The sequence below is a fragment of the Cellulomonas sp. HZM genome (assembly GCF_000708885.1).
GTDB lineage: Bacteria > Actinomycetota > Actinomycetes > Actinomycetales > Cellulomonadaceae > Cellulomonas.
Window position 1 is genome coordinate 34,215 of the sequence record NZ_JEOE01000021.1, and the last position, 18,458, is coordinate 52,672.

The window sequence follows — 18,458 nt, forward strand, 5'->3', positions numbered from 1 at the left end:
CGCTCCCGGCGGCGACGGCGAAGGCCCGGCCCCCTTCGAGGGGCCGGGCCTTCGCGCGTGCTGCGGGAGGCGTCAGGCCTTGTCGGCCTCGGTGCTCTCGGCGGCGGGCGCCTCGTCGGCGACCGGGGTCTCGTCGGCCACGACGGCCTCCTCGACGACCGGCGTCTCCTCGACGGTCTCCGCCTTGGGCTCGCTCTTCTTGGCGGCCTTCTGCGCGGCCTTCGTGGCCTCCTTGACGACGGCCTGCTTCGGCGAGACCGGCTCGCGGACGAGCTCGATCACGGCCATCGGCGCGTTGTCGCCCTTGCGGGGGCCGATCTTCGTGATGCGCGTGTAGCCACCCTCCCGCTCGGCCATGGCCGGGGCGATCTCGGTGAAGAGCACGTGCACGACGCTCTTGTCCTTGACGACCGTCATGACGCGACGACGGGCGTGCAGGTCACCGCGCTTGGCGAAGGTGATGAGGCGCTCGGCGAGCGGGCGAAGGCGCTTGGCCTTCGTCTCCGTCGTCGTGATGCGCCCGTGCTCGAACAGCTGGGTCGCGAGGTTCGCGAGGATCAGCCGCTCGTGCGCCGGTCCGCCACCGAGCCGGGGACCCTTGGTGGGCGTAGGCATGGTCTGTCTCCTTGAGTTCCAATGGTGGGCGGCGCGCCCGCGTCACGCGGGCGCGCTCCCCGGCGTCAGTACTGCTCGTCCTCGACGAAGTCGCCCTCGTCGCCGTCGTAGTAGGCGGCCGCGGTCGGGTCGAAGTCGAGCGGGCTGTCCTTGAGGGACAGGCCGAGCTCCGCGAGCTTCTCCTTGACCTCGGTGATCGACTTCGCACCGAAGTTGCGGATGTCCAGCAGGTCGGCCTCGGAGCGCGCGACGAGCTCGCCCACCGAGTGGATGCCCTCACGCTTGAGGCAGTTGTACGACCGGATGGTGAGCTGCAGGTCCTCGATCGGCAGCGCCAGGTCCGCGGCGAGCGCGGCGTCCGTCGGCGACGGGCCGATCTCGATGCCCTCGGCCTCGACGTTCAGCTCCCGCGCGAGTCCGAACAGCTCGACGAGCGTCTTGCCGGCCGACGCGAGCGCGTCGCGCGGGCTGATCGCCGCCTTCGTCTCGACGTCGACGACGAGCTTGTCGAAGTCGGTGCGCTGCTCGACACGCGTGGCCTCGACCTTGTAGGTCACCTTGAGGACCGGCGAGTAGATCGAGTCGACCGGGATGCGGCCGATCTCGGCGTCGAACGCCTTGTTCTGGTTGGCCGACACGTAGCCGCGGCCGCGCTCGACGGTCAGCTCGATCTCGAGCTTGCCCTTGTCGTTGAGCGTCGCGATGTGCAGGTCGGGGTTGTGCACCTCGACGCCCGCCGGCGGGACGATGTCCGCACCGGTGACGTCGCCCGAGCCCTGCTTGCGCAGGTACATCACGACGGGCTCGTCGTTCTCCGAGGAGACCACGAGGTTCTTGATGTTGAGGATGATCTCGGTGACATCCTCCTTGACCCCGGGCACGGTGGAGAACTCGTGCAGCACGCCGTCGATCCGGATGGACGTCACGGCGGCGCCGGGGATGGAGGACAGCAGCGTCCGGCGCAGCGAGTTGCCGAGCGTGTAGCCGAAGCCGGGCTCGAGCGGCTCGATGGAGAACCGCGAACGGTTCTCCGAGATGACCTCTTCGGTCAGGGTGGGGCGCTGTGCGATCAGCACGGTGGGTTTCCTCTCAGCGGGCGTCCGCCATATGACACGCCGCAGGTACTACGGGCTGGCCAGGTCTCGGTCCACCTGGTCAGAAGGACGAGGAGGACCCCGTGGCCCACCGGCGCTCGGCACGAGCCGACGCGGCGGACCACGGGGTGAGGATCAGACGCGGCGACGCTTCGGGGGGCGGCAGCCGTTGTGCGCCTGGGGCGTGACGTCCTGGATCGAGCCCACCTCGAGGCCGGCGGCCTGCAGCGAGCGGATCGCGGTCTCACGGCCCGAGCCGGGGCCCTTGACGAACACGTCGACCTTGCGCATGCCGTGCTCCTGCGCACGACGAGCGGCGGCCTCGGCCGCGAGCTGCGCGGCGAACGGCGTCGACTTGCGCGAGCCCTTGAAGCCGACCTGGCCCGACGAGGCGGACGAGATCACGGCGCCCGAGGGGTCGGTGATCGAGATGATCGTGTTGTTGAACGTGCTCTTGATGTGCGCCTGGCCGTGGGAGACGTTCTTCTTCTCCTTGCGGCGCGGCTTGCGCACGGCGGTGCGGGACTTGGGAGGCATCTCTTCTTCTCTCTACGGGTCGAGTGGGTCGCGCTGCGCTCGGGCCGGTGACGGCGGCGCGGCGGACGAGGGCTACTTGCGCCCGGCCTTCTTCTTGCCGGCCACGGTGCGCTTGGGGCCCTTGCGGGTACGCGCGTTGGTCTTGGTGCGCTGACCGCGGACCGGGAGACCGCGGCGGTGACGCAGGCCCTCGTAGCAGCCGATCTCGACCTTGCGGCGGATGTCCGCGGCGACCTCACGGCGGAGGTCACCCTCGAGCTTGTAGGAGGCCTCGAGGTGGTCGCGGAGCGCGACGAGCTCGGTGTCACCGAGGTCCTTCACGCGCAGGTCGCCGGAGATGCCGGTCGCGGCAAGGGTCTCCTTGGCGCGGGTACGGCCGACGCCGTAGATGTAGGTGAGCGCGATCTCGAGCCGCTTCTCGCGGGGGAGGTCGACGCCGATGAGACGTGCCATGTGCTTGGTGGCTCCTGTACTGCTTCGGAGGTCTTCCGCACCACCGTCCCGCGTGCTGCGGGCCCCGGCCTCCGAGCCGGGGGTTCGACGATGACTCCCTCACGGGAGCTTCACCGAGGTGGTGGTGCGCTTGCCGGTCCTGCTGGACCGTCGTGCTGGCGGTGCTGCTGCCGGGCTCTCGTCCGGCCTGCTGGCGCCGAGGCGCCGTCAGGGCATCAGCCCTGGCGCTGCTTGTGGCGCAGGTTCTCGCAGATCACCTGGACGCGACCGTGCCGGCGGATCACCTTGCACTTGTCGCAGATCTTCTTGACGCTGGGCTTGACCTTCATCGCGTGTTCCTCCGCCGCCGTGTGCCCGGTCTCCCGGATGACGGCGTGTTCGAGTGGTTACTTGTAGCGGTAGACGATGCGACCGCGGGACAGGTCGTACGGGCTGAGCTCCACCACCACACGGTCCTCAGGCAGGATCCGGATGTAGTGCTGACGCATCTTGCCCGAGATGTGTGCGAGAACCTTGTGGCCATTGCTGAGCTCCACACGGAACATCGCGTTGGGGAGCGCCTCGACGACACTGCCCTCGATCTCGATGACGCCGTCCTTCTTCGCCATGTCCTCCGCTAACTGTCGGTCTTCTGGAACGCCCACGACGGCCCGGATCGACCGGCGCGCAGGCCGACCGTCCTCGACGATCGTGGAGAGCACGTGCTGGTGCCGTCGGCCGGGAACCGGACAGGCTCCGTGATGACTGACAGGGCGCACACACCCAACGGACAACCTTACGCCATCAGGTGGGAGCCGCGAAACCGTCCCGACGTGACGTGCGGGACACGGCGACCACGGTGTCTCACGAGGCGTGTCTCACAAGGTGCCTGATGACGAGGCGTCACGACCGTGCTGCACCACCGTGCCTCATGACCGTGCCTGCGACCGGTCGCCGAGGAAGCGCCGGGGCGTCAGCCGAGCGGGGCGACCTCGACGCCGCGTGCCGCGAGCTCCGTCGCTCCCCCGTCGGTCGCGGTCAGCACCCAGATGCCGCCGTCGTGGATCGCGACCGTGTGCTCCCAGTGCGCGGCACGCGACCCGTCGAGCGTCACCACGGTCCAGCCGTCCTCGAGCTCGCGGTTCGCCTGGTCCCCACGTACGAGCATCGGCTCGATCGCGACGCACAGACCTGCACGCAGGCGCGGGCCGCGTTCACGCGTGCGGAAGTTGGGCACGTCGGGGGCGAGGTGCATCTGGCTGCCGATCCCGTGCCCCACGTAGTCCTCGACGATGCCCAGCGGGCGCCCGCCGTTGCGATCCGCAGCCGCGGCCACGACGTCCTCGACTGCCTCGCCGACGTCACCGAGCCGCTCACCCGTCGCGAGCGCCGCGATGCCGGCCCACATGGCCTGCCGCGTCGTCTCGACGAGCTGGATGTCGAGCTGGGTGTCGAGCGCCGCGGCGGCGTCGGGACCCGCGTCGACGACGGTGGAGAACGCCGAGTCGCCGTGCCACCCGTCGACGATCGCGCCGCAGTCGACCGAGACCACGTCGCCCGGCTCGAGCACGCGCGTCCCGGGGATGCCGTGGACGATCTCGTCGTTCACCGACACGCACAGGGTCGCGGGGTACCCGTGGTAGCCGAGGAAGGACGGCGTGGCGCCCGCTCCTTCGATGACGCTCGCGGCGACGGCGTCGAGCTCTGCGGTGCTCACCCCTGCCCGCACGCTCGCACGGACTGCGTCCAGCGCACCGGCGACGACCAGACCTGCGCGTCGCATGAGCAGGATCTGCTCAGGCGTCTTGTACTCGATCCGCTCGCGGCCGAACATGTGCGGGCCGCGTCAGGACGCGGGAGCGCCGATCGCTCCGAGCAGACGCTCGGTGACCTCGTCGACCCCGCCGATCCCGTCGACCTGCGACAGCAGGCCACGCTGCGCGTAGAGGTCGGAGATCGGCGCGGTCTCGCTCGCGTAGACGTCGAGCCGGTGACGGATGACGTCAGCCGTGTCGTCCTCGCGGCCCTCGATCTGCGCGCGCTTGAGCAGGCGCTCGGTCACGACCTCGGGGTCCGCGGTGATCTCGACCGCGCGGTCGAGGGCGAGACCCGAGTCCGCGAGGATCGCGTCGAGCTCGGCGACCTGTGCGACGTTGCGGGGGTACCCGTCGAGCAGGAAGCCCTCCGCGGTGTCGTCGGCCGCGAGGCGGTCGCGCACCATCGCGTTGGTGACCTCGTCCGGGACGAGGGCGCCACGCGACGAGTACTCCTGCGCGAGCCGGCCGAGCTCTGTGCCGCCCTTGATGTTGGCGCGGAAGATGTCGCCCGTCGAGATCGCGGGAACGCCGAGCCGCTCTGCGAGCCGCGCGGCCTGCGTGCCCTTGCCCGCTCCGGGCGGGCCGAGCAGGACAAGGCGCGCGCTCATCGCAGGAACCCTTCGTAGTGCCGCTGCTCGAGCTGCGACTGGATCTGCTTGACGGTCTCGAGCCCGACGCCGACGACGATGAGGATCGACGAGCCACCGAACGGGATGCGCGTCGTGATGCCGAGCATCACGAAGGCGACCGTGGGGATCAGCGCGACCACGGCGAGGTAGATCGAGCCAGGAGCCGTGATCCGGGAGATCACGTAGTTGAGGTAGTCCGCCGTGGGACGCCCCGCGCGGATGCCCGGGATGAAGCCGCCGTACTTCTTCATGTTGTCGGCGACCTCGTCCGGGTTGAACGTGATGGCCGTGTAGAAGTAGCAGAAGAAGATGATCAGCACGACGTACAGCGCGAGGTGCAGCGGGGCGCTCTGCGACGCGAGGTGCAGCGAGATCCACTTGACCCAGCCGGCGGTCTGGTCGCCGAACTGCGCGATCAGGCCGGGGATGGCGAGCAGCGACGACGCGAAGATCACCGGGATGACGCCGGCCATGTTGATCTTGATCGGGATGTACGTGCTCGACCCGCCGTACATGCGACGGCCGACCATGCGCTTCGCGTACTGCACCGGGATGCGGCGCTGGCTCTGCTCGACGAACACGACCAGGCCGATGACGAGCACGATGATCGCGAGCACCACGACGAACTTCGTCGGGCCGTTCGAACCACCGACGATCGACCACATCGAGCCCGGGAAGCTCGCGGCGATCGACGTGAAGATGAGCAGCGACATGCCGTTGCCGACACCGCGCTCGGTGATGAGCTCGCCGAGCCACATGATCAGGCCGGTGCCCGCGGTCATCGTGATGACCATGATGAGCAGCGTGACCCAGCTGTCGTTGGGGATCACGTCGTACGAGCAGCCGCTGAACAGCTGCCCGCTGCGCGCGATCGTGATGATCGTCGTCGACTGCAGGATCGCCAGGCCGATCGTCAGGTACCGCGTGTACTGCGTGAGCTTCGCGGTGCCGGACTGGCCCTCCTTGTGGAGCTCCTCGAACCGAGGGATCACCACACGGAGCAGCTGGATGATGATGCTCGCGGTGATGTACGGCATGATCCCGAGCGCGAACACCGACAGCTGCAGGAGCGCCCCGCCGCTGAAGAGGTTCACGAGCCCGAGCAGGCCGTTGTCGGCCGTCGCATCGATGCACTTCTGCACGTTGGGGTACGAGACCCCGGGCGTGGGCAGGAAGGAGCCGATGCGGAACACGACCATGATCCCGATCGTGAAGAGCAGCTTCCGCCGCAGGTCGGGCGTCCGGAACGCCCGCACGAATGCGCCTAGCACCTGTCCTCCTGTACCGCTGCAGCGGCATCGTCTGCGACCGGTCCGTCCCGGCCGCGATCGCCCGCCTCAGTCCGCGGGCACCCGGGGAACCCTAACCGATGCCCACGGGGATACGGAACGAGGCCGGTGGGCGTGGAACACCCACCGGCCTCGTCCGGTCGTTCAGTCCTGCGAGACGCTGCCGCCGGCAGCGACGATCTTCTCCTTGGCCGACGCCGAGAGGGCGTCCACCGCGACGGAGACCTTGACCGTCAGCTCACCGGTGCCGAGCACCTTGACGGGCTGGCCCTTGCGGACCGCACCCTTGGCGACCAGGTCGGCGACCGTCACGTCGCCGCCGTCCGGGTACAGCGCCGAGAGCTTGTCCAGGTTGACGACCTGGTACTCGACGCGGAACGGGTTCTTGAAGCCGCGGAGCTTGGGCAGCCGCATGTGCAGCGGCATCTGCCCGCCCTCGAAGCGGTCCGGGACCTGGTAGCGGGCCTTGGTGCCCTTGGTGCCACGGCCGGCCGTCTTGCCCTTCGACGCCTCACCACGACCCACGCGGGTCTTGGCGGTCTTGGCGCCGGGGGCCGGACGCAGGTGGTGCACCTTGAGGGTGCCACCGTTGCCGGGCTGGGCGGCGGCCTCGGCAGCGGCCTTGGCCGCGTCCGACTTCTCCGCCTTGGGGGCAGCCTTGGCCTTGGCCGGAGCCGCCTTCGCGGCAGCCGCCTTGGCCGGGGCCTTCTTCGCAGCCGGCTTCTCCGCCGCCGCCTCGGCCGAATCGGCCTTCGCGGTCGCGGCCTTCGCCGGAGCCTTCTTCGCGGTCGCCTTGGGGGCAGCAGCCTCCGTGGTCTCCGCCTTCTTCGCAGGAGCCTTCTTGGCGGCGGCCTTGGGGGCCTTGTCCGCCTGCTCCTCGGTGGCCTTCTTGTCGTCAGCCATCGTCACTCGACCTCCTCGACCGCGACGAGGTGCTGCACGGTGCGGACCATGCCGCGGATCTCCGGACGGTCCTCCTTGACGACGACGTCGCCGATCCGCTTCAGGCCCAGCGTGCGCAGGGTGTCGCGCTGGTTCTGCTTGCCGCCGATGCCGGACTTCTTCTGCGTCACCTTGAGACGGGCCATCACGCACCCACCTTCTCGGCAGCCTTGGCACGGCCCTCGGCCTGCGCGCGCAGCAGCGCGGCGGGCACGACGTGCTCGACGGGCAGGCCACGGCGCGCGGCCACGGCCTCCGGCTGCTCCAGGCCACGCAGGGCCGCCACCGTGGCGTGCACGATGTTGATGGAGTTCGACGAGCCGAGCGACTTGCTCAGGACGTCGTGGATGCCGGCGCACTCGAGCACCGCACGCACCGGACCACCGGCGATCACACCGGTACCCGGCGACGCGGGACGCAGGAAGACGACACCCGCGGCGGCCTCACCCTGGACGGGGTGCGGGATGGTGCCCTGGATGCGGGGGACGCGGAAGAAGTTCTTCTTCGCCTCCTCGACACCCTTGGCGATCGCCGCGGGCACCTCCTTGGCCTTGCCGTAGCCGACACCCACGGTGCCGTCGCCGTCGCCCACCACGACCAGCGCGGTGAAGCTGAACCGACGACCACCCTTGACGACCTTGGCCACGCGGTTGATCGTCACGACGCGCTCGAGGAACGCGCTCTTCTCGGGGGCGTCTCCACGACGCCCGCCGCCGTCACGACGGCCGCCGTCGCGGCGGTCGCCGCCGGTGCCCTGAGCACCGGTGTTGCTGCGCACAGGAGCAGCCATCAGTGAGTCCTCTTCTTCCGGTTCGTCGTCGTCACAGCGCCAGACCACCCTCGCGGGCACCGTCGGCCACCGCGGCCACACGGCCGTGGTACTTGTTGCCGCCGCGGTCGAACACGACCGCGTCGACGCCGGCAGCCTTGGCGCGCTCGGCGACGAGCTCGCCGACCTTCTTCGCCTTGGCGGTCTTGTCGCCGTCGCCGGCGCGCAGGCCGGCCTCGAGCGTGGAGGCCGACGCCACGGTCTGGCCGATCGTGTCGTCCACGACCTGGGCGGTGATGTGACGCGCCGAGCGGGTCACGACGAGGCGCGGGCGAGCGGGGCTGCCCACGACCTTCTTGCGCAGACGCAGGTGGCGACGCTGACGCGCCTTCGCCTTGCCCTTGCCGATGATCTTGATCGCCATGGCTTACTTCCCAGCCTTTCCGACCTTGCGGCGCACGTTCTCGCCCGCGTAGCGCACACCCTTGCCCTTGTACGGCTCGGGCTTGCGGATCTTGCGGATGTTCGCGGCGACCTCGCCCACCTGCTGCTTGTCGATGCCCTGCACCGAGAAGCGCGTCGGGGCCTCGACGACGAACGTGATGCCCTCGGGCGGCGTGACGACGACCGGGTGGCTGAAGCCGAGCGCGAACTCGAGGTCCGAGCCCTTGGCCGTGACGCGGTAACCCGTGCCGACGATCTCGAGCTTCTTGACGTAGCCCTCGGTGACGCCCGTGACCAGGTTGGCCAGGAGCGTGCGGGTCAGGCCGTGCAGCGAGCGCGACGAGCGCTCGTCGTCGGGACGCTGCACCACGAGGGTGCCGTCCTGCTGCTCGACCGTGATGGGGGCGGCCACCGTGTGCGTGAGGGTGCCCTTCGGGCCCTTCACGGTGACGACCGCGCCGTTGATGTTGACGTCCACGCCGGCCGGGACCTGGACGGGGATTCTGCCGATACGAGACATGGCTGTTCTCCTTCCGGGTCTCTGTTACCAGACGTAGGCGAGGACTTCCCCACCCACGCCCTTCGTGGCGGCCTGCTTGTCGGTCAGGAGGCCGGAGGACGTGGACAGGATCGCCACGCCCAGGCCGCCGAGCACCTTCGGCAGGTTGGTCGACTTGGCGTACACGCGCAGGCCCGGCTTGGACACGCGCTTCACGCCGGCGAGCGCACGCTCGCGGTTGGGGCCGTACTTGAGCTCGACGACGAGGTTCTGGCCAACGGTGGCGTCCTCGACCTTCCAGCCCTGGATGTAACCCTCGGCCTGCAGGATCTCCGCGATGTGCGACTTGAGCTTCGAGAACGGGATCGACACCGTGTCGTGGTGCGCCGAGTTCGCGTTGCGCAGACGCGTCAGGAAGTCTGCGATCGGGTCGGTCATGGTCATGGGGGCTTCTGCCCTTCCTCGCCGGGGTATCCCGCTCTGCTCGCGCAGTCGCTCGAGCAGAGCGGGACCTACCGACGTTCGTTCCTACTGAGTGTTACCAGCTGCTCTTGGTGACGCCGGGGAGCTCGCCGCGGTGGGCCATCTCCCGCACGCAGATCCGGCACAGGCCGAACTTGCGGTACACCGAGTGCGGACGGCCGCAGCGCTGGCAGCGCGTGTAGCCACGCACCGCGAACTTCGGCTTAGCGGCAGCCTTGTTCTTGAGGGCGGTCTTCGCCATGGTCAGTTCTCCTTGAACGGGAAGCCGAGGAGCTTGAGGAAAGCGCGACCCTCGTCGTCGGTGCCGGCCGTGGTCACGACAGTGATGTCCATGCCACGCACGCGGTCGATCTTGTCCTGGTCGATCTCGTGGAACATCGACTGCTCCGTGAGGCCGAACGTGTAGTTGCCGTGGCCGTCGAACTGCTTGGGCGACAGGCCGCGGAAGTCGCGGATGCGCGGGAGCGCGGTCGACAGCAGACGGTCCAGGAACTCCCAGGCGCGGTCGCCACGCAGCGTGACGTGCGCGCCGATCGGCATGCCCTCACGCAGCTTGAACTGGGCGATCGACTTGCGGGCCTTGGTGACCTGCGGCTTCTGGCCCGTGATCTGGGTGAGGTCGCGGATCGCGCCCTCGATCAGCTTCGAGTCCTTGGCGGCGTCACCGACACCCATGTTCACGACGACCTTGACGAGACGCGCGACCTGGTTGATGTTCTCGTGACCGAAGTCCTTGAACAGCGCCGGCTTGATCTCGTCGTTGTACTTGGTCTTGAGGCGCGGCTGAGCCGGGGCCTCGAGAGTCGTCTCGCTCATCAGACGTCCTTCCCCGAGCGCTTGGCCACGCGGACGCGGACCGTACGGAGACGGCCGTCGCGCTCGATCTGCTCGGTGCGGTAGCCGACGCGCGTGCCCTTCTTGGTCTCCGGGTCCACCAGCATGACGTTGCTGATGTGGATCGGGGCCTCGACGGTCTCGATGCCACCGGTGCGCGAGCCGCGCTGCGTCTGGCCGGCCTTGACGTGCTTCTGCACGCGCTGGACGCCCTCGACGACGACGCGCTGCGTCTCGGTCAGGACCTCGAGGACGCGGCCCTGCTGGCCCTTGTCACGACCCGAGATGACGACCACCAGGTCGCCCTTCTTGATCTTCGCCATGGTCAGAGCACCTCCGGAGCCAGCGAGATGATCTTCATGAACTTCTTGTCGCGCAGCTCGCGGCCCACGGGGCCGAAGATGCGGGTGCCGCGGGGCTCCCCGTCGTTCTTGAGGATCACGGCCGCGTTCTCGTCGAACTTGATGTACGAGCCGTCCGGGCGGCGGCGCTCCTTGCGGGTGCGCACGACGACCGCCTTGACGACGTCGCCCTTCTTCACGTTGCCGCCGGGGATCGCGTCCTTGACGGTGGCGACGATGATGTCGCCGATGCCGGCGTAGCGGCGGCCCGAGCCACCGAGAACACGGATGCAGAGAATCTCCTTGGCACCCGTGTTGTCGGCGACGCGCAGCCGCGTCTCCTGCTGGATCATCTACCTACTCCTGTCGTCTGGCGGGTTCTCGTGCCGGGTTGCCCGTACGAGCCTGGCCGAACGGATAGTTGCCGTGATGCACACGTCGCGGCGGGGGTCCTCCGAGGAGCTCCCCCGCCGCCCGTGGGCAACTTGGGGTGGTGCTGGTGCTACTTGGCCTTCTCGAGGATCTCCACCAGGCGCCAGCGCTTGGTCGCGCTGAGCGGGCGGGTCTCCATGATCAGGACGAGGTCGCCGATGCCCGCCGAGCCCTGCTCGTCGTGCGCCTTGACCTTGCTGGTGCGCCGGATGACCTTGCCGTAGAGCGGGTGCTTGACCCGGTCCTCGACCTCGACCACGACGGTCTTGTCCATCTTGTCGCTCACGACGTAGCCGCGGCGCGTCTTGCGGTACGCGCGGTGCTCGGCCGTGGCGGTGGTGTGCTTCTCGCTCATCTCTGCCTCACTCGCTCGCGGTCGGAGCGGTACGGATGCCGAGCTCACGCTCGCGCAGGATCGTGTAGATCCGGGCGATGTCGCGGCGCACGGCCTTCAGGCGCCCGTGGCTCTCGAGCTGACCGGTGGCGGACTGGAAGCGGAGGTTGAACAGCTCCTCCTTGGACTTCTTCAGCTCGGCGACCAGCTTGTCGTCGTCGAACGCGTCCAGCTCGCTGGGAGCCAGGTCCTTGGTTCCGATAGCCATCAGTTACCACCCTCGCGAACCACGAAACGGGTCTTCATCGGGAGCTTGTGCTGCGCGCGGCGCATGGCCTCGCGAGCAAGCTCCTCCGGGACGCCGGCGAGCTCGAACATCACTCGACCCGGCTTGACGTTGGCGATCCACCACTCGGGCGAGCCCTTGCCGGAACCCATGCGGGTCTCGGCGGGCTTCTTGGTGAGGGGACGGTCCGGGTAGATGTTGATCCAGACCTTCCCTCCACGCTTGATGTGGCGGGTCATGGCGATACGAGCAGCCTCGATCTGCCGGTTCGTGACGTAGGCCGGCTCGAGAGCCTGGATGCCGTACTCACCGAACGAGATCTTGGTGCCACCCGTGGCGGCGCCGGAGCGCCCGGGGTGGTGCTGCTTGCGGTGCTTCAGCCTGCGCGGGATCAGCACGGCTCAGGCCTCCGTTCCGGTCTCGGGGGTCGCCTCGGGGTTGACCTCGACGGCCTCGGGAGCCTGCTGCTCGCGCTCACGACGCGCGCCGCCCTGACGGGGGCCACGGTCGCCGCGGTCACCGCGGTCGCCACGCGGGCCGCGCTGCTGGCGCGGGGCCTGCGTCGCCTGCTCGCGGGCGAACTCCTTCTCGGTCATGTCGCCCTTGTAGACCCACACCTTGACGCCGATGCGCCCGAAGGTGGTGCGAGCCTCGAAGAACCCGTAGTCGATGTTCGCGCGGAGCGTGTGCAGGGGCACACGACCCTCGCGGTAGAACTCCGTGCGGCTCATCTCCGCGCCACCGAGGCGGCCGGAGACCTGCACGCGGATGCCCTTGGCACCGGCGCGCTGGGCCGACTGGATGCCCTTGCGCATGGCGCGACGGAACGACACGCGGCTCGCGAGCTGCTCGGCGATGCCCTGGGCGACCAGCTGGGCCTCGATCTCAGCGTTCTTGACCTCGAGGATGTTCAGCTGGACCTGCTTGCCCGTGAGCTTCTCCAGCTCGCCACGGATGCGGTCCGCCTCGGCGCCACGGCGACCGATGACGATGCCCGGACGCGCGGTGTGGATGTCGACGCGGACGCGGTCACGCGTGCGCTCGATCTCCACCTTCGCGATGCCGGCGCGCTCGAGACCCGTGCTCATGAGCTTGCGGATCTGCACGTCCTCGCGGACGTAGTCGCGGTAGCGCTGACCCGGCTTCGTCGAGTCCGCGAACCAGCGCGAACGGTGGTCCGTCGTGATGCCCAGGCGGTACCCGAGCGGGTTGACCTTCTGTCCCACTATCGGGCCCGTCCCTTCTGCTCACGCTCAGCGACGACCACGGTGATGTGGCTCGTGCGCTTGAGGATCTGGCTGGCACGGCCCTGCGCCCGCGGACGGAACCGCTTGAGCGTCGGGCCCTCGTCGACGAAGACCTCCGAGATGTAGAGGTTCGCCTCGTCCAGACGCTGGCTGTTGCGCTTGGCCCCCTCGACCGCGTTCGCGATCGCCGACTGCACCGTCTTGAGGACGGGCTCCGCGGCCGACTGCGGCGCGAACTTCAGCACCGCGACGGCCTCGCCGGCCTGCTTGCCACGGATGAGGTCGACGACGCGCCGGGCCTTCTGGGGCGTGACGCGGACGAACCGCGCCTTCGCCTTGGCTTCCATTGCTGTCCTGCCTTCTTGTCTCTGCCGTCAGGGCGTCACCAGCTGACCGGGGGTCAGCGGCGACGGCCCTTCCGGTCGTCCTTCTCGTGGCCGCGGAACGTCCGCGTGGGGGCGAACTCGCCGAGCTTGTGGCCGACCATCGCCTCGGTGACGAACACCGGGGTGTGCTTGCGGCCGTCGTGCACGGCGAACGTGTGGCCCAGGAAGTCGGGCGTGATCACCGAACGGCGGGACCACGTCTTGATGACGTTCTTGGTACCGGCCTCGTTCTGGACGTCGACCTTCTTCTGCAGGTGGCCGTCGACGAACGGGCCCTTCTTGAGGCTGCGAGGCATTCTCTCGGGCTCCTATCAGCGCTTCTTGCCGGTGCGCCGACGGCGCACGATGAGCTTGTCGCTCGGCTTGTTCGGACGACGGGTACGACCCTCGGGCTGACCCCACGGGCTGACCGGGTGGCGACCACCGGAGGTCTTGCCCTCACCACCACCGTGCGGGTGGTCGATCGGGTTCATCGCGACACCGCGGACGGTCGGGCGCTTGCCCTTCCAGCGCATGCGGCCGGCCTTGCCCCAGTTGATGTTCGACTGCTCGGCGTTGCCGACCTCGCCGATCGTCGCGCGGCAGCGCAGGTCGACGTTGCGGATCTCGCCGGACGGCATGCGCAGCTGCGCGTACGGGCCGTCCTTCGCGACGAGCTGCACGGAGGCACCGGCCGAACGGGCGATCTTCGCGCCGCCACCGGGCTTGAGCTCGATGGCGTGGATGACCGTACCGGTCGGGATGTTGCGCAGCGGCAGGTTGTTGCCGGGCTTGATGTCGGCGGCCGGACCGTTCTCGATCACGTCGCCCTGCGACAGCTTGTTCGGCGCGATGATGTAGCGCTTCTCGCCGTCCGCGTAGTGCAGGAGCGCGATGCGGGCCGTGCGGTTCGGGTCGTACTCGATGTGAGCGACCTTGGCCGGCACGCCGTCCTTGTCGTGACGACGGAAGTCGATGACGCGGTACGCACGCTTGTGACCGCCACCCTGGTGGCGCGTGGTCACACGACCGGTGGAGTTGCGGCCACCCGTCTTGTGCAGCGGACGGACCAGCGACTTCTCCGGCGTGGAGCGCGTGATCTCGACGAAGTCGGCGACCGACGAGCCACGGCGGCCCGGGGTCGTCGGCTTGTACTTACGGATTCCCATGAGTTCTCAGTCCTTCGATCAGCCGACCGGACCGCCGAAGATGTCGATCGTGCCCTCGCGGAGGGTGACGATCGCACGCTTCGTGTCCTTGCGGCGGCCGGTGCCGAAACGGGTCCGACGGGCCTTGCCCTGACGGTTCGCGGTGTTGACCGAGTCGACCTTGACGCCGAAGACCTGCTCGACGGCGATCTTGATCTCGGTCTTGTTGGCGCGCGGGTCGACGAGGAAGGTGTACTTCCCCTCGTCCAGCAGGCCGTAGCTCTTCTCCGAGACGACCGGCGCGAGCAGGATGTCGCGCGGGTCCTTACCGACGGCGGTCACTTGGTCTCCTCCTGCGCCTCGGCCTCGGTGGAGGTCGCCGTGGCCTTGGCACCCTTGGCGGGGCCGGCGAGGAACGCGTCGAGCGCGCCCTGCGTGAAGACCACGTCGTCCGAGATGAGGACGTCGTAGGTGTTGAGCTGGTCGGCGACGAGCAGGTGGACCCGCTCGACGTTGCGCAGCGACTTCCACGTGATCTCGTCGGAGCGCTCGACGACGACGAGCACGTTCTTGCGACCCGAGAGGTTCTCGAGCACCGCGAGAGCGGACTTCGTCGAGGGCGCGGTACCGGGCGCGAAGCCCGAGACGACGTGCACGCGGCCGGCGCGGGCGCGGTCCGAGAGAGCACCGCGGAGCGCCGCGGCCTTCATCTTCTTCGGGGTGCGCTGGCTGTAGTCGCGCGGCGTCGGGCCATGCACGACGCCACCGCCGGCGAACTGCGGCGCACGGGTCGAACCCTGGCGGGCGCGACCGGTGCCCTTCTGCTTGTACGGCTTCTTGCCGCCACCGCGGACCTCGCCGCGCGACTTGGTGTCGTGCGTGCCCTGGCGCGCCGCAGCAAGCTGCGCGACGACGACCTGGTGGATCAGCGGGACGTTCGTCTGCACGTCGAAGACGTCGGCGGGCAGCTCGGCCTGGCCGGCCTTCGCACCCTTCGCGTCGAGGACGTCGACGGTCAGCGTGTCACTCATCGCGTTCACGCACCCTTCGCAGCGGAACGCACGACGACGACGCCACCCTTGGGGCCGGGGACGGCACCCTTGACGAGCAGGAGGCCCCGCTCGGCGTCGACCGCGTGCACGGTCAGGTTCTGGGTGGTCTGACGGGCGTGGCCCATCCGACCGGCCATCCGCAGTCCCTTGAAGACTCGCGACGGCGTCGACGCGCCACCGATCGAGCCGGGCTTGCGGTGGTTGCGGTGCGAACCGTGGGAGGCGCTGACGCCCTTGAAGCCGTGACGCTTCATGACACCTGCGGTGCCCTTGCCCTTGGTCGTACCGATCACGTCGACCACCTGGCCGGCCTCGAAGACCGTGGCGGACAGCTCCTGGCCGAGCGAGAACTCGGAGGAGTCGGACGTGCGGATCTCGGCCACGTGCCGGCGCGGCGTGACGCCGGCCTTCTCGAAGTGGCCCTTGAGCGGCTTGGTGACCTTGCGCGGGTCCACCTGGCCGTAGGCCAGCTGGACGGCGGCGTAGCCGTCGGTCTCAGCGGAGCGCACCTGGGTGACGACGTTCGTGCCGACCTCGACGACCGTCACCGGGACGAGGCGACCGGCCTCGTCCCAGAGCTGGGTCATGCCGAGCTTGCGGCCGAGCAGCGCCGTCACGGGGCGCTCGTTCTGCTGGGTAACCATGAAGATCAGTTCCTTCCCAGCGTCAGAGCTTGATCTCGATGTTCACGTCCGCGGGCAGGTCGAGACGCATGAGCGAGTCGACGGCCTTCGGCGTGGGATCGATGATGTCGATGAGCCGCTTGTGCGTGCGCATCTCGAAGTGCTCGCGGCTGTCCTTGTACTTGTGGGGCGACCGGATGACGCAGAAGACGTTCTTCTCCGTCGGCAGCGGCACCGGACCCACGACCGACGCACCAGCGCGGGTCACCGTGTCGACGATCTTGCGCGCCGAGCTGTCGATGACCTCGTGGTCGTAGGACTTGAGCCTGATGCGGATCTTCTGTCCCGCCATGGCGTCGTCTCAATCTCTCTCTTCGAACCGGTCCGTCCGACCCCCGCACTCGGGCGTGTCGCGAAGCGCGTCACACCGTTGCACTGCATACCTTTGCCGGTACGAGGTCGGTGGTTGTCGTCGAGCGCTCACCGCCGGGTCGACCCCGGGGTCCGAGCACTCGCCACGTCTGTCAGCCCAGCGGGGGGCGCGCGCGAACGCACACCCGTAGCGGGCAACCTGAACAGTGTGCCAGACGCGCGGAGCAAAGACCAATCCCCGTGGACGATCCCGACGCTGGTCACGACGGTGATCTCCCCCACAGCACCCGCAGGACCAGGACCTACGTCCCGCCCCCGCACGCGCCGCCCCGCCCGGCACCCTCTCGTGACCTCTCACGACGACCCGCGGTGCGCCACCGCTGCTCTCGCGCGCCACCGCTGCGAGCGCGCGTATCCCGCGGCGAGCGCGGGTGTCGCGCGACGGGCGCTCGCGTCGGCACGCGCGCGCTCGCGTCGGCACACGCGCGCTCGGCATCACAGGACGGCCGCCTCACGCAGGAGCGCCGCGAAGCGCTCCGGTGAAAGCGCGGTCGACCAGGTCCATCGCAGCACCCGCAGGCCTGTCGCCCGCAGCCGATCCTCCCGCACCTTCTCCGCCCACACCCGTTCCTCGAGCGCGTGCCCCGACGCGACGCCGTCCGCCCGGTACTTCAACCGCCCGTCGAACTCCCCGACGAGCCGCAGCTCTGGCCAGAAGAAGTCGCAGCGCCCGACGAGACCCGCGGCATCACGCACCTCGTGCTGCAACTCCGGCCGGGGCGCCGCGAGCTCTATCATCCGTCCCCTGCTCAGCGACTCCCCCACGGACTCAGCGCGTCCGTCGGCCATCGCCACGACCCGCGCGGCTGCCCTGCTCCCGCGGCGTGCGACCACTCGCGCGGCCGCGCGCTCCAGGTCCACGGCCGTCACGAGGCCGTGAGCGAGCGCGTGATCCGCCATCGCGAGGGCCGTGACGAACGGTGCCGACCTGGCGACATCGACGACGGTCGTCGCCACGTCCGTCACGGGCACGCCGTCGCGGACCACGATCGACGGCGTCAGGTCGGTGCAGTGCCGGACGACGCCTGGCCACGACCGGCCGCCTGTGCGAGGGCCGACGACGACGTGGACCTCACTCGGCCACGACCCGATGAGCGGGGGCCGCCAGACGGCTGCGGCCGAGAGATGCGAGAACGGCCGGCCGCCCAACCGCTCGTCCGACGCGAGCACGGTCAGGCGGTACCGGTCCGCCGCCGGCAGCGCTTCCCATGCGCCCGCGTCGACATAGGCATCCCGACGGACGCGCACCGCTCTCCCCTGACGCGCGGCTTCGCGCAGGATCCTCGGGTCGATCCCGGCGTCCCGTGCGTTCCGCGCGCGCATCACGCCCCGACGTACCAGAGTCGCCATCGCGTCGTCGTCCATCCGCGCACCCTGCCAGCGCGGGCCCCGGCACCCTCGCCGCCATCCACGGGCCGCCGGCACCAGCACGCGCCCCCCGCACACGCGCCGCCCCACGGGACACCGCTGCCCCCGCCTCGAGCCAGAGCCTGGCCCTACCGGGCCGGCGGGCGCCCAGCCGATGCCCGAGCGCGCGTGTCCCGACGCGGGCGCGTACCGCACACCGCGCGCGCTCGCGCCGCAGCACGCGCGCTCGACGAGTGCAGTACGGCAAGCACCCAAGCCGCCGGCGACGGCGGGACGCGAGCGGCGAGCGTGCCAGGTATCTGTACGGCCGGTGACCGCGCGGCGCGAGCAGCGAGCGCGCGTCTCCCGACGTGTGCGCGTGCCGCACTCCACGCGCGCTCGCGCTGCCACACGCGCGCTCGGTGAGGGGCGGCGCCAGAGGCGCGGGTGGCGCACGGGCGGGGGGG

31 protein-coding genes are annotated in these 18,458 nt (G+C 69.5%); all 31 read right to left on the reverse strand.

The window, feature by feature from the left end:
- Positions 1 to 72: 72 nt before the first annotated feature.
- A complete protein-coding gene (gene rplQ, locus AW16_RS0111780) occupies positions 73 to 615 on the reverse strand; it encodes a 50S ribosomal protein L17 (RefSeq protein WP_029290598.1) in 543 nt (180 codons plus the stop codon).
- 65 nt (positions 616 to 680) lie between these two features.
- Entirely contained in the window at positions 681 to 1,691 is a 1,011-nt protein-coding gene (locus tag AW16_RS0111785) for a DNA-directed RNA polymerase subunit alpha (RefSeq protein WP_029290600.1), read from the reverse strand.
- Between the two features lie 153 nt (positions 1,692 to 1,844).
- Complete coding sequence (gene rpsK, locus AW16_RS0111790; protein WP_019136350.1) at positions 1,845 to 2,246, reverse strand: 30S ribosomal protein S11; 402 nt, start codon at positions 2,244 to 2,246, stop codon at positions 1,845 to 1,847.
- 72 nt (positions 2,247 to 2,318) lie between these two features.
- Complete coding sequence (rpsM, locus tag AW16_RS0111795; protein ID WP_029290605.1) at positions 2,319 to 2,699, reverse strand: 30S ribosomal protein S13; 381 nt, start codon at positions 2,697 to 2,699, stop codon at positions 2,319 to 2,321.
- A 215-nt stretch (positions 2,700 to 2,914) separates the two neighbouring features.
- On the reverse strand, positions 2,915 to 3,028 hold the full coding sequence (gene rpmJ, locus AW16_RS0111800; RefSeq protein ID WP_013117849.1) for a 50S ribosomal protein L36: 114 nt from the start codon (positions 3,026 to 3,028) through the stop codon (positions 2,915 to 2,917).
- Positions 3,029 to 3,085: 57 nt separating this feature from the next.
- Complete coding sequence (gene infA / locus AW16_RS0111805) at positions 3,086 to 3,307, reverse strand: translation initiation factor IF-1 (protein ID WP_029290613.1); 222 nt, start codon at positions 3,305 to 3,307, stop codon at positions 3,086 to 3,088.
- Positions 3,308 to 3,651: 344 nt separating this feature from the next.
- Positions 3,652 to 4,512, reverse strand: coding sequence for a type I methionyl aminopeptidase (gene map / locus AW16_RS0111810; protein WP_029290615.1), 861 nt, complete (start codon positions 4,510 to 4,512; stop codon positions 3,652 to 3,654).
- A gap of 12 nt (positions 4,513 to 4,524) precedes the next feature.
- On the reverse strand, positions 4,525 to 5,103 hold the full coding sequence (locus AW16_RS0111815) for an adenylate kinase (RefSeq protein WP_029290617.1): 579 nt from the start codon (positions 5,101 to 5,103) through the stop codon (positions 4,525 to 4,527).
- The gene (gene secY, locus AW16_RS0111820) at positions 5,100 to 6,395 is read right to left on the reverse strand and encodes a preprotein translocase subunit SecY (protein WP_029290619.1); all 1,296 of its coding nucleotides are present in this window, start codon (positions 6,393 to 6,395) and stop codon (positions 5,100 to 5,102) included. Before secY ends, AW16_RS0111815 begins: the two co-directional genes overlap by 4 nt.
- A gap of 162 nt (positions 6,396 to 6,557) precedes the next feature.
- On the reverse strand, positions 6,558 to 7,316 hold the full coding sequence (gene rplO / locus AW16_RS18150) for a 50S ribosomal protein L15 (RefSeq protein WP_081861628.1): 759 nt from the start codon (positions 7,314 to 7,316) through the stop codon (positions 6,558 to 6,560).
- Positions 7,317 to 7,318: 2 nt separating this feature from the next.
- The gene (gene rpmD / locus AW16_RS0111830) at positions 7,319 to 7,501 is read right to left on the reverse strand and encodes a 50S ribosomal protein L30 (RefSeq protein WP_029290623.1); all 183 of its coding nucleotides are present in this window, start codon (positions 7,499 to 7,501) and stop codon (positions 7,319 to 7,321) included.
- Entirely contained in the window at positions 7,501 to 8,145 is a 645-nt protein-coding gene (rpsE, locus tag AW16_RS0111835) for a 30S ribosomal protein S5 (RefSeq protein ID WP_029290625.1), read from the reverse strand. Before rpsE ends, rpmD begins: the two co-directional genes overlap by 1 nt.
- 31 nt (positions 8,146 to 8,176) lie before the next feature.
- The gene (rplR, locus tag AW16_RS0111840) at positions 8,177 to 8,548 is read right to left on the reverse strand and encodes a 50S ribosomal protein L18 (protein WP_029290626.1); all 372 of its coding nucleotides are present in this window, start codon (positions 8,546 to 8,548) and stop codon (positions 8,177 to 8,179) included.
- A gap of 3 nt (positions 8,549 to 8,551) precedes the next feature.
- Positions 8,552 to 9,088, reverse strand: a complete 537-nt coding sequence (rplF, locus tag AW16_RS0111845) for a 50S ribosomal protein L6 (RefSeq protein WP_029290628.1) — start codon at positions 9,086 to 9,088, stop codon at positions 8,552 to 8,554.
- Positions 9,089 to 9,112: 24 nt separating this feature from the next.
- A complete protein-coding gene (rpsH, locus tag AW16_RS0111850; RefSeq protein ID WP_029290630.1) occupies positions 9,113 to 9,511 on the reverse strand; it encodes a 30S ribosomal protein S8 in 399 nt (132 codons plus the stop codon).
- 94 nt (positions 9,512 to 9,605) lie between these two features.
- Entirely contained in the window at positions 9,606 to 9,791 is a 186-nt protein-coding gene (locus AW16_RS0111855) for a type Z 30S ribosomal protein S14 (protein WP_028045055.1), read from the reverse strand.
- 2 nt (positions 9,792 to 9,793) lie between these two features.
- On the reverse strand, positions 9,794 to 10,366 hold the full coding sequence (gene rplE, locus AW16_RS0111860; RefSeq protein ID WP_029290632.1) for a 50S ribosomal protein L5: 573 nt from the start codon (positions 10,364 to 10,366) through the stop codon (positions 9,794 to 9,796).
- Entirely contained in the window at positions 10,366 to 10,707 is a 342-nt protein-coding gene (gene rplX / locus AW16_RS0111865) for a 50S ribosomal protein L24 (protein WP_029290634.1), read from the reverse strand. The genes rplE and rplX overlap by 1 nt, the downstream gene beginning before the upstream one ends.
- A 2-nt stretch (positions 10,708 to 10,709) precedes the next feature.
- Positions 10,710 to 11,078 carry a 50S ribosomal protein L14 gene (gene rplN, locus AW16_RS0111870; RefSeq protein WP_029290636.1) on the reverse strand — a complete coding sequence of 123 codons (369 nt, stop codon included), beginning with the start codon at positions 11,076 to 11,078 and terminating at the stop codon, positions 10,710 to 10,712.
- Between the two features lie 149 nt (positions 11,079 to 11,227).
- Positions 11,228 to 11,512 carry a 30S ribosomal protein S17 gene (gene rpsQ / locus AW16_RS0111875; protein WP_029290637.1) on the reverse strand — a complete coding sequence of 95 codons (285 nt, stop codon included), beginning with the start codon at positions 11,510 to 11,512 and terminating at the stop codon, positions 11,228 to 11,230.
- Between the two features lie 7 nt (positions 11,513 to 11,519).
- Complete coding sequence (rpmC, locus tag AW16_RS0111880) at positions 11,520 to 11,759, reverse strand: 50S ribosomal protein L29 (RefSeq protein ID WP_029290638.1); 240 nt, start codon at positions 11,757 to 11,759, stop codon at positions 11,520 to 11,522.
- Complete coding sequence (rplP, locus tag AW16_RS0111885) at positions 11,759 to 12,175, reverse strand: 50S ribosomal protein L16 (protein WP_029290640.1); 417 nt, start codon at positions 12,173 to 12,175, stop codon at positions 11,759 to 11,761. Before rplP ends, rpmC begins: the two co-directional genes overlap by 1 nt.
- A gap of 3 nt (positions 12,176 to 12,178) precedes the next feature.
- Positions 12,179 to 13,003, reverse strand: coding sequence for a 30S ribosomal protein S3 (gene rpsC, locus AW16_RS0111890; protein ID WP_029290642.1), 825 nt, complete (start codon positions 13,001 to 13,003; stop codon positions 12,179 to 12,181).
- Positions 13,003 to 13,371, reverse strand: coding sequence for a 50S ribosomal protein L22 (rplV, locus tag AW16_RS0111895; protein WP_029290643.1), 369 nt, complete (start codon positions 13,369 to 13,371; stop codon positions 13,003 to 13,005). Before rplV ends, rpsC begins: the two co-directional genes overlap by 1 nt.
- Before the next feature lie 53 nt (positions 13,372 to 13,424).
- Entirely contained in the window at positions 13,425 to 13,706 is a 282-nt protein-coding gene (gene rpsS / locus AW16_RS0111900; RefSeq protein WP_013882860.1) for a 30S ribosomal protein S19, read from the reverse strand.
- Between the two features lie 15 nt (positions 13,707 to 13,721).
- On the reverse strand, positions 13,722 to 14,558 hold the full coding sequence (rplB, locus tag AW16_RS0111905; protein WP_029290646.1) for a 50S ribosomal protein L2: 837 nt from the start codon (positions 14,556 to 14,558) through the stop codon (positions 13,722 to 13,724).
- Positions 14,559 to 14,576: 18 nt separating this feature from the next.
- The gene (gene rplW / locus AW16_RS0111910; RefSeq protein WP_029290648.1) at positions 14,577 to 14,879 is read right to left on the reverse strand and encodes a 50S ribosomal protein L23; all 303 of its coding nucleotides are present in this window, start codon (positions 14,877 to 14,879) and stop codon (positions 14,577 to 14,579) included.
- Entirely contained in the window at positions 14,876 to 15,568 is a 693-nt protein-coding gene (gene rplD / locus AW16_RS0111915) for a 50S ribosomal protein L4 (protein WP_029290650.1), read from the reverse strand. Before rplD ends, rplW begins: the two co-directional genes overlap by 4 nt.
- 5 nt (positions 15,569 to 15,573) lie before the next feature.
- Positions 15,574 to 16,233 (reverse strand): 50S ribosomal protein L3, encoded by a 660-nt coding sequence (rplC, locus tag AW16_RS0111920; RefSeq protein ID WP_029290653.1) that lies wholly within the window; start codon positions 16,231 to 16,233, stop codon positions 15,574 to 15,576.
- A 22-nt stretch (positions 16,234 to 16,255) separates the two neighbouring features.
- Positions 16,256 to 16,564 carry a 30S ribosomal protein S10 gene (gene rpsJ, locus AW16_RS0111925; RefSeq protein WP_013117879.1) on the reverse strand — a complete coding sequence of 103 codons (309 nt, stop codon included), beginning with the start codon at positions 16,562 to 16,564 and terminating at the stop codon, positions 16,256 to 16,258.
- A 515-nt stretch (positions 16,565 to 17,079) separates the two neighbouring features.
- Complete coding sequence (locus tag AW16_RS17170; RefSeq protein ID WP_156044153.1) at positions 17,080 to 17,892, reverse strand: hypothetical protein; 813 nt, start codon at positions 17,890 to 17,892, stop codon at positions 17,080 to 17,082.
- Between the last annotated feature and the right edge of the window lie 566 nt (positions 17,893 to 18,458).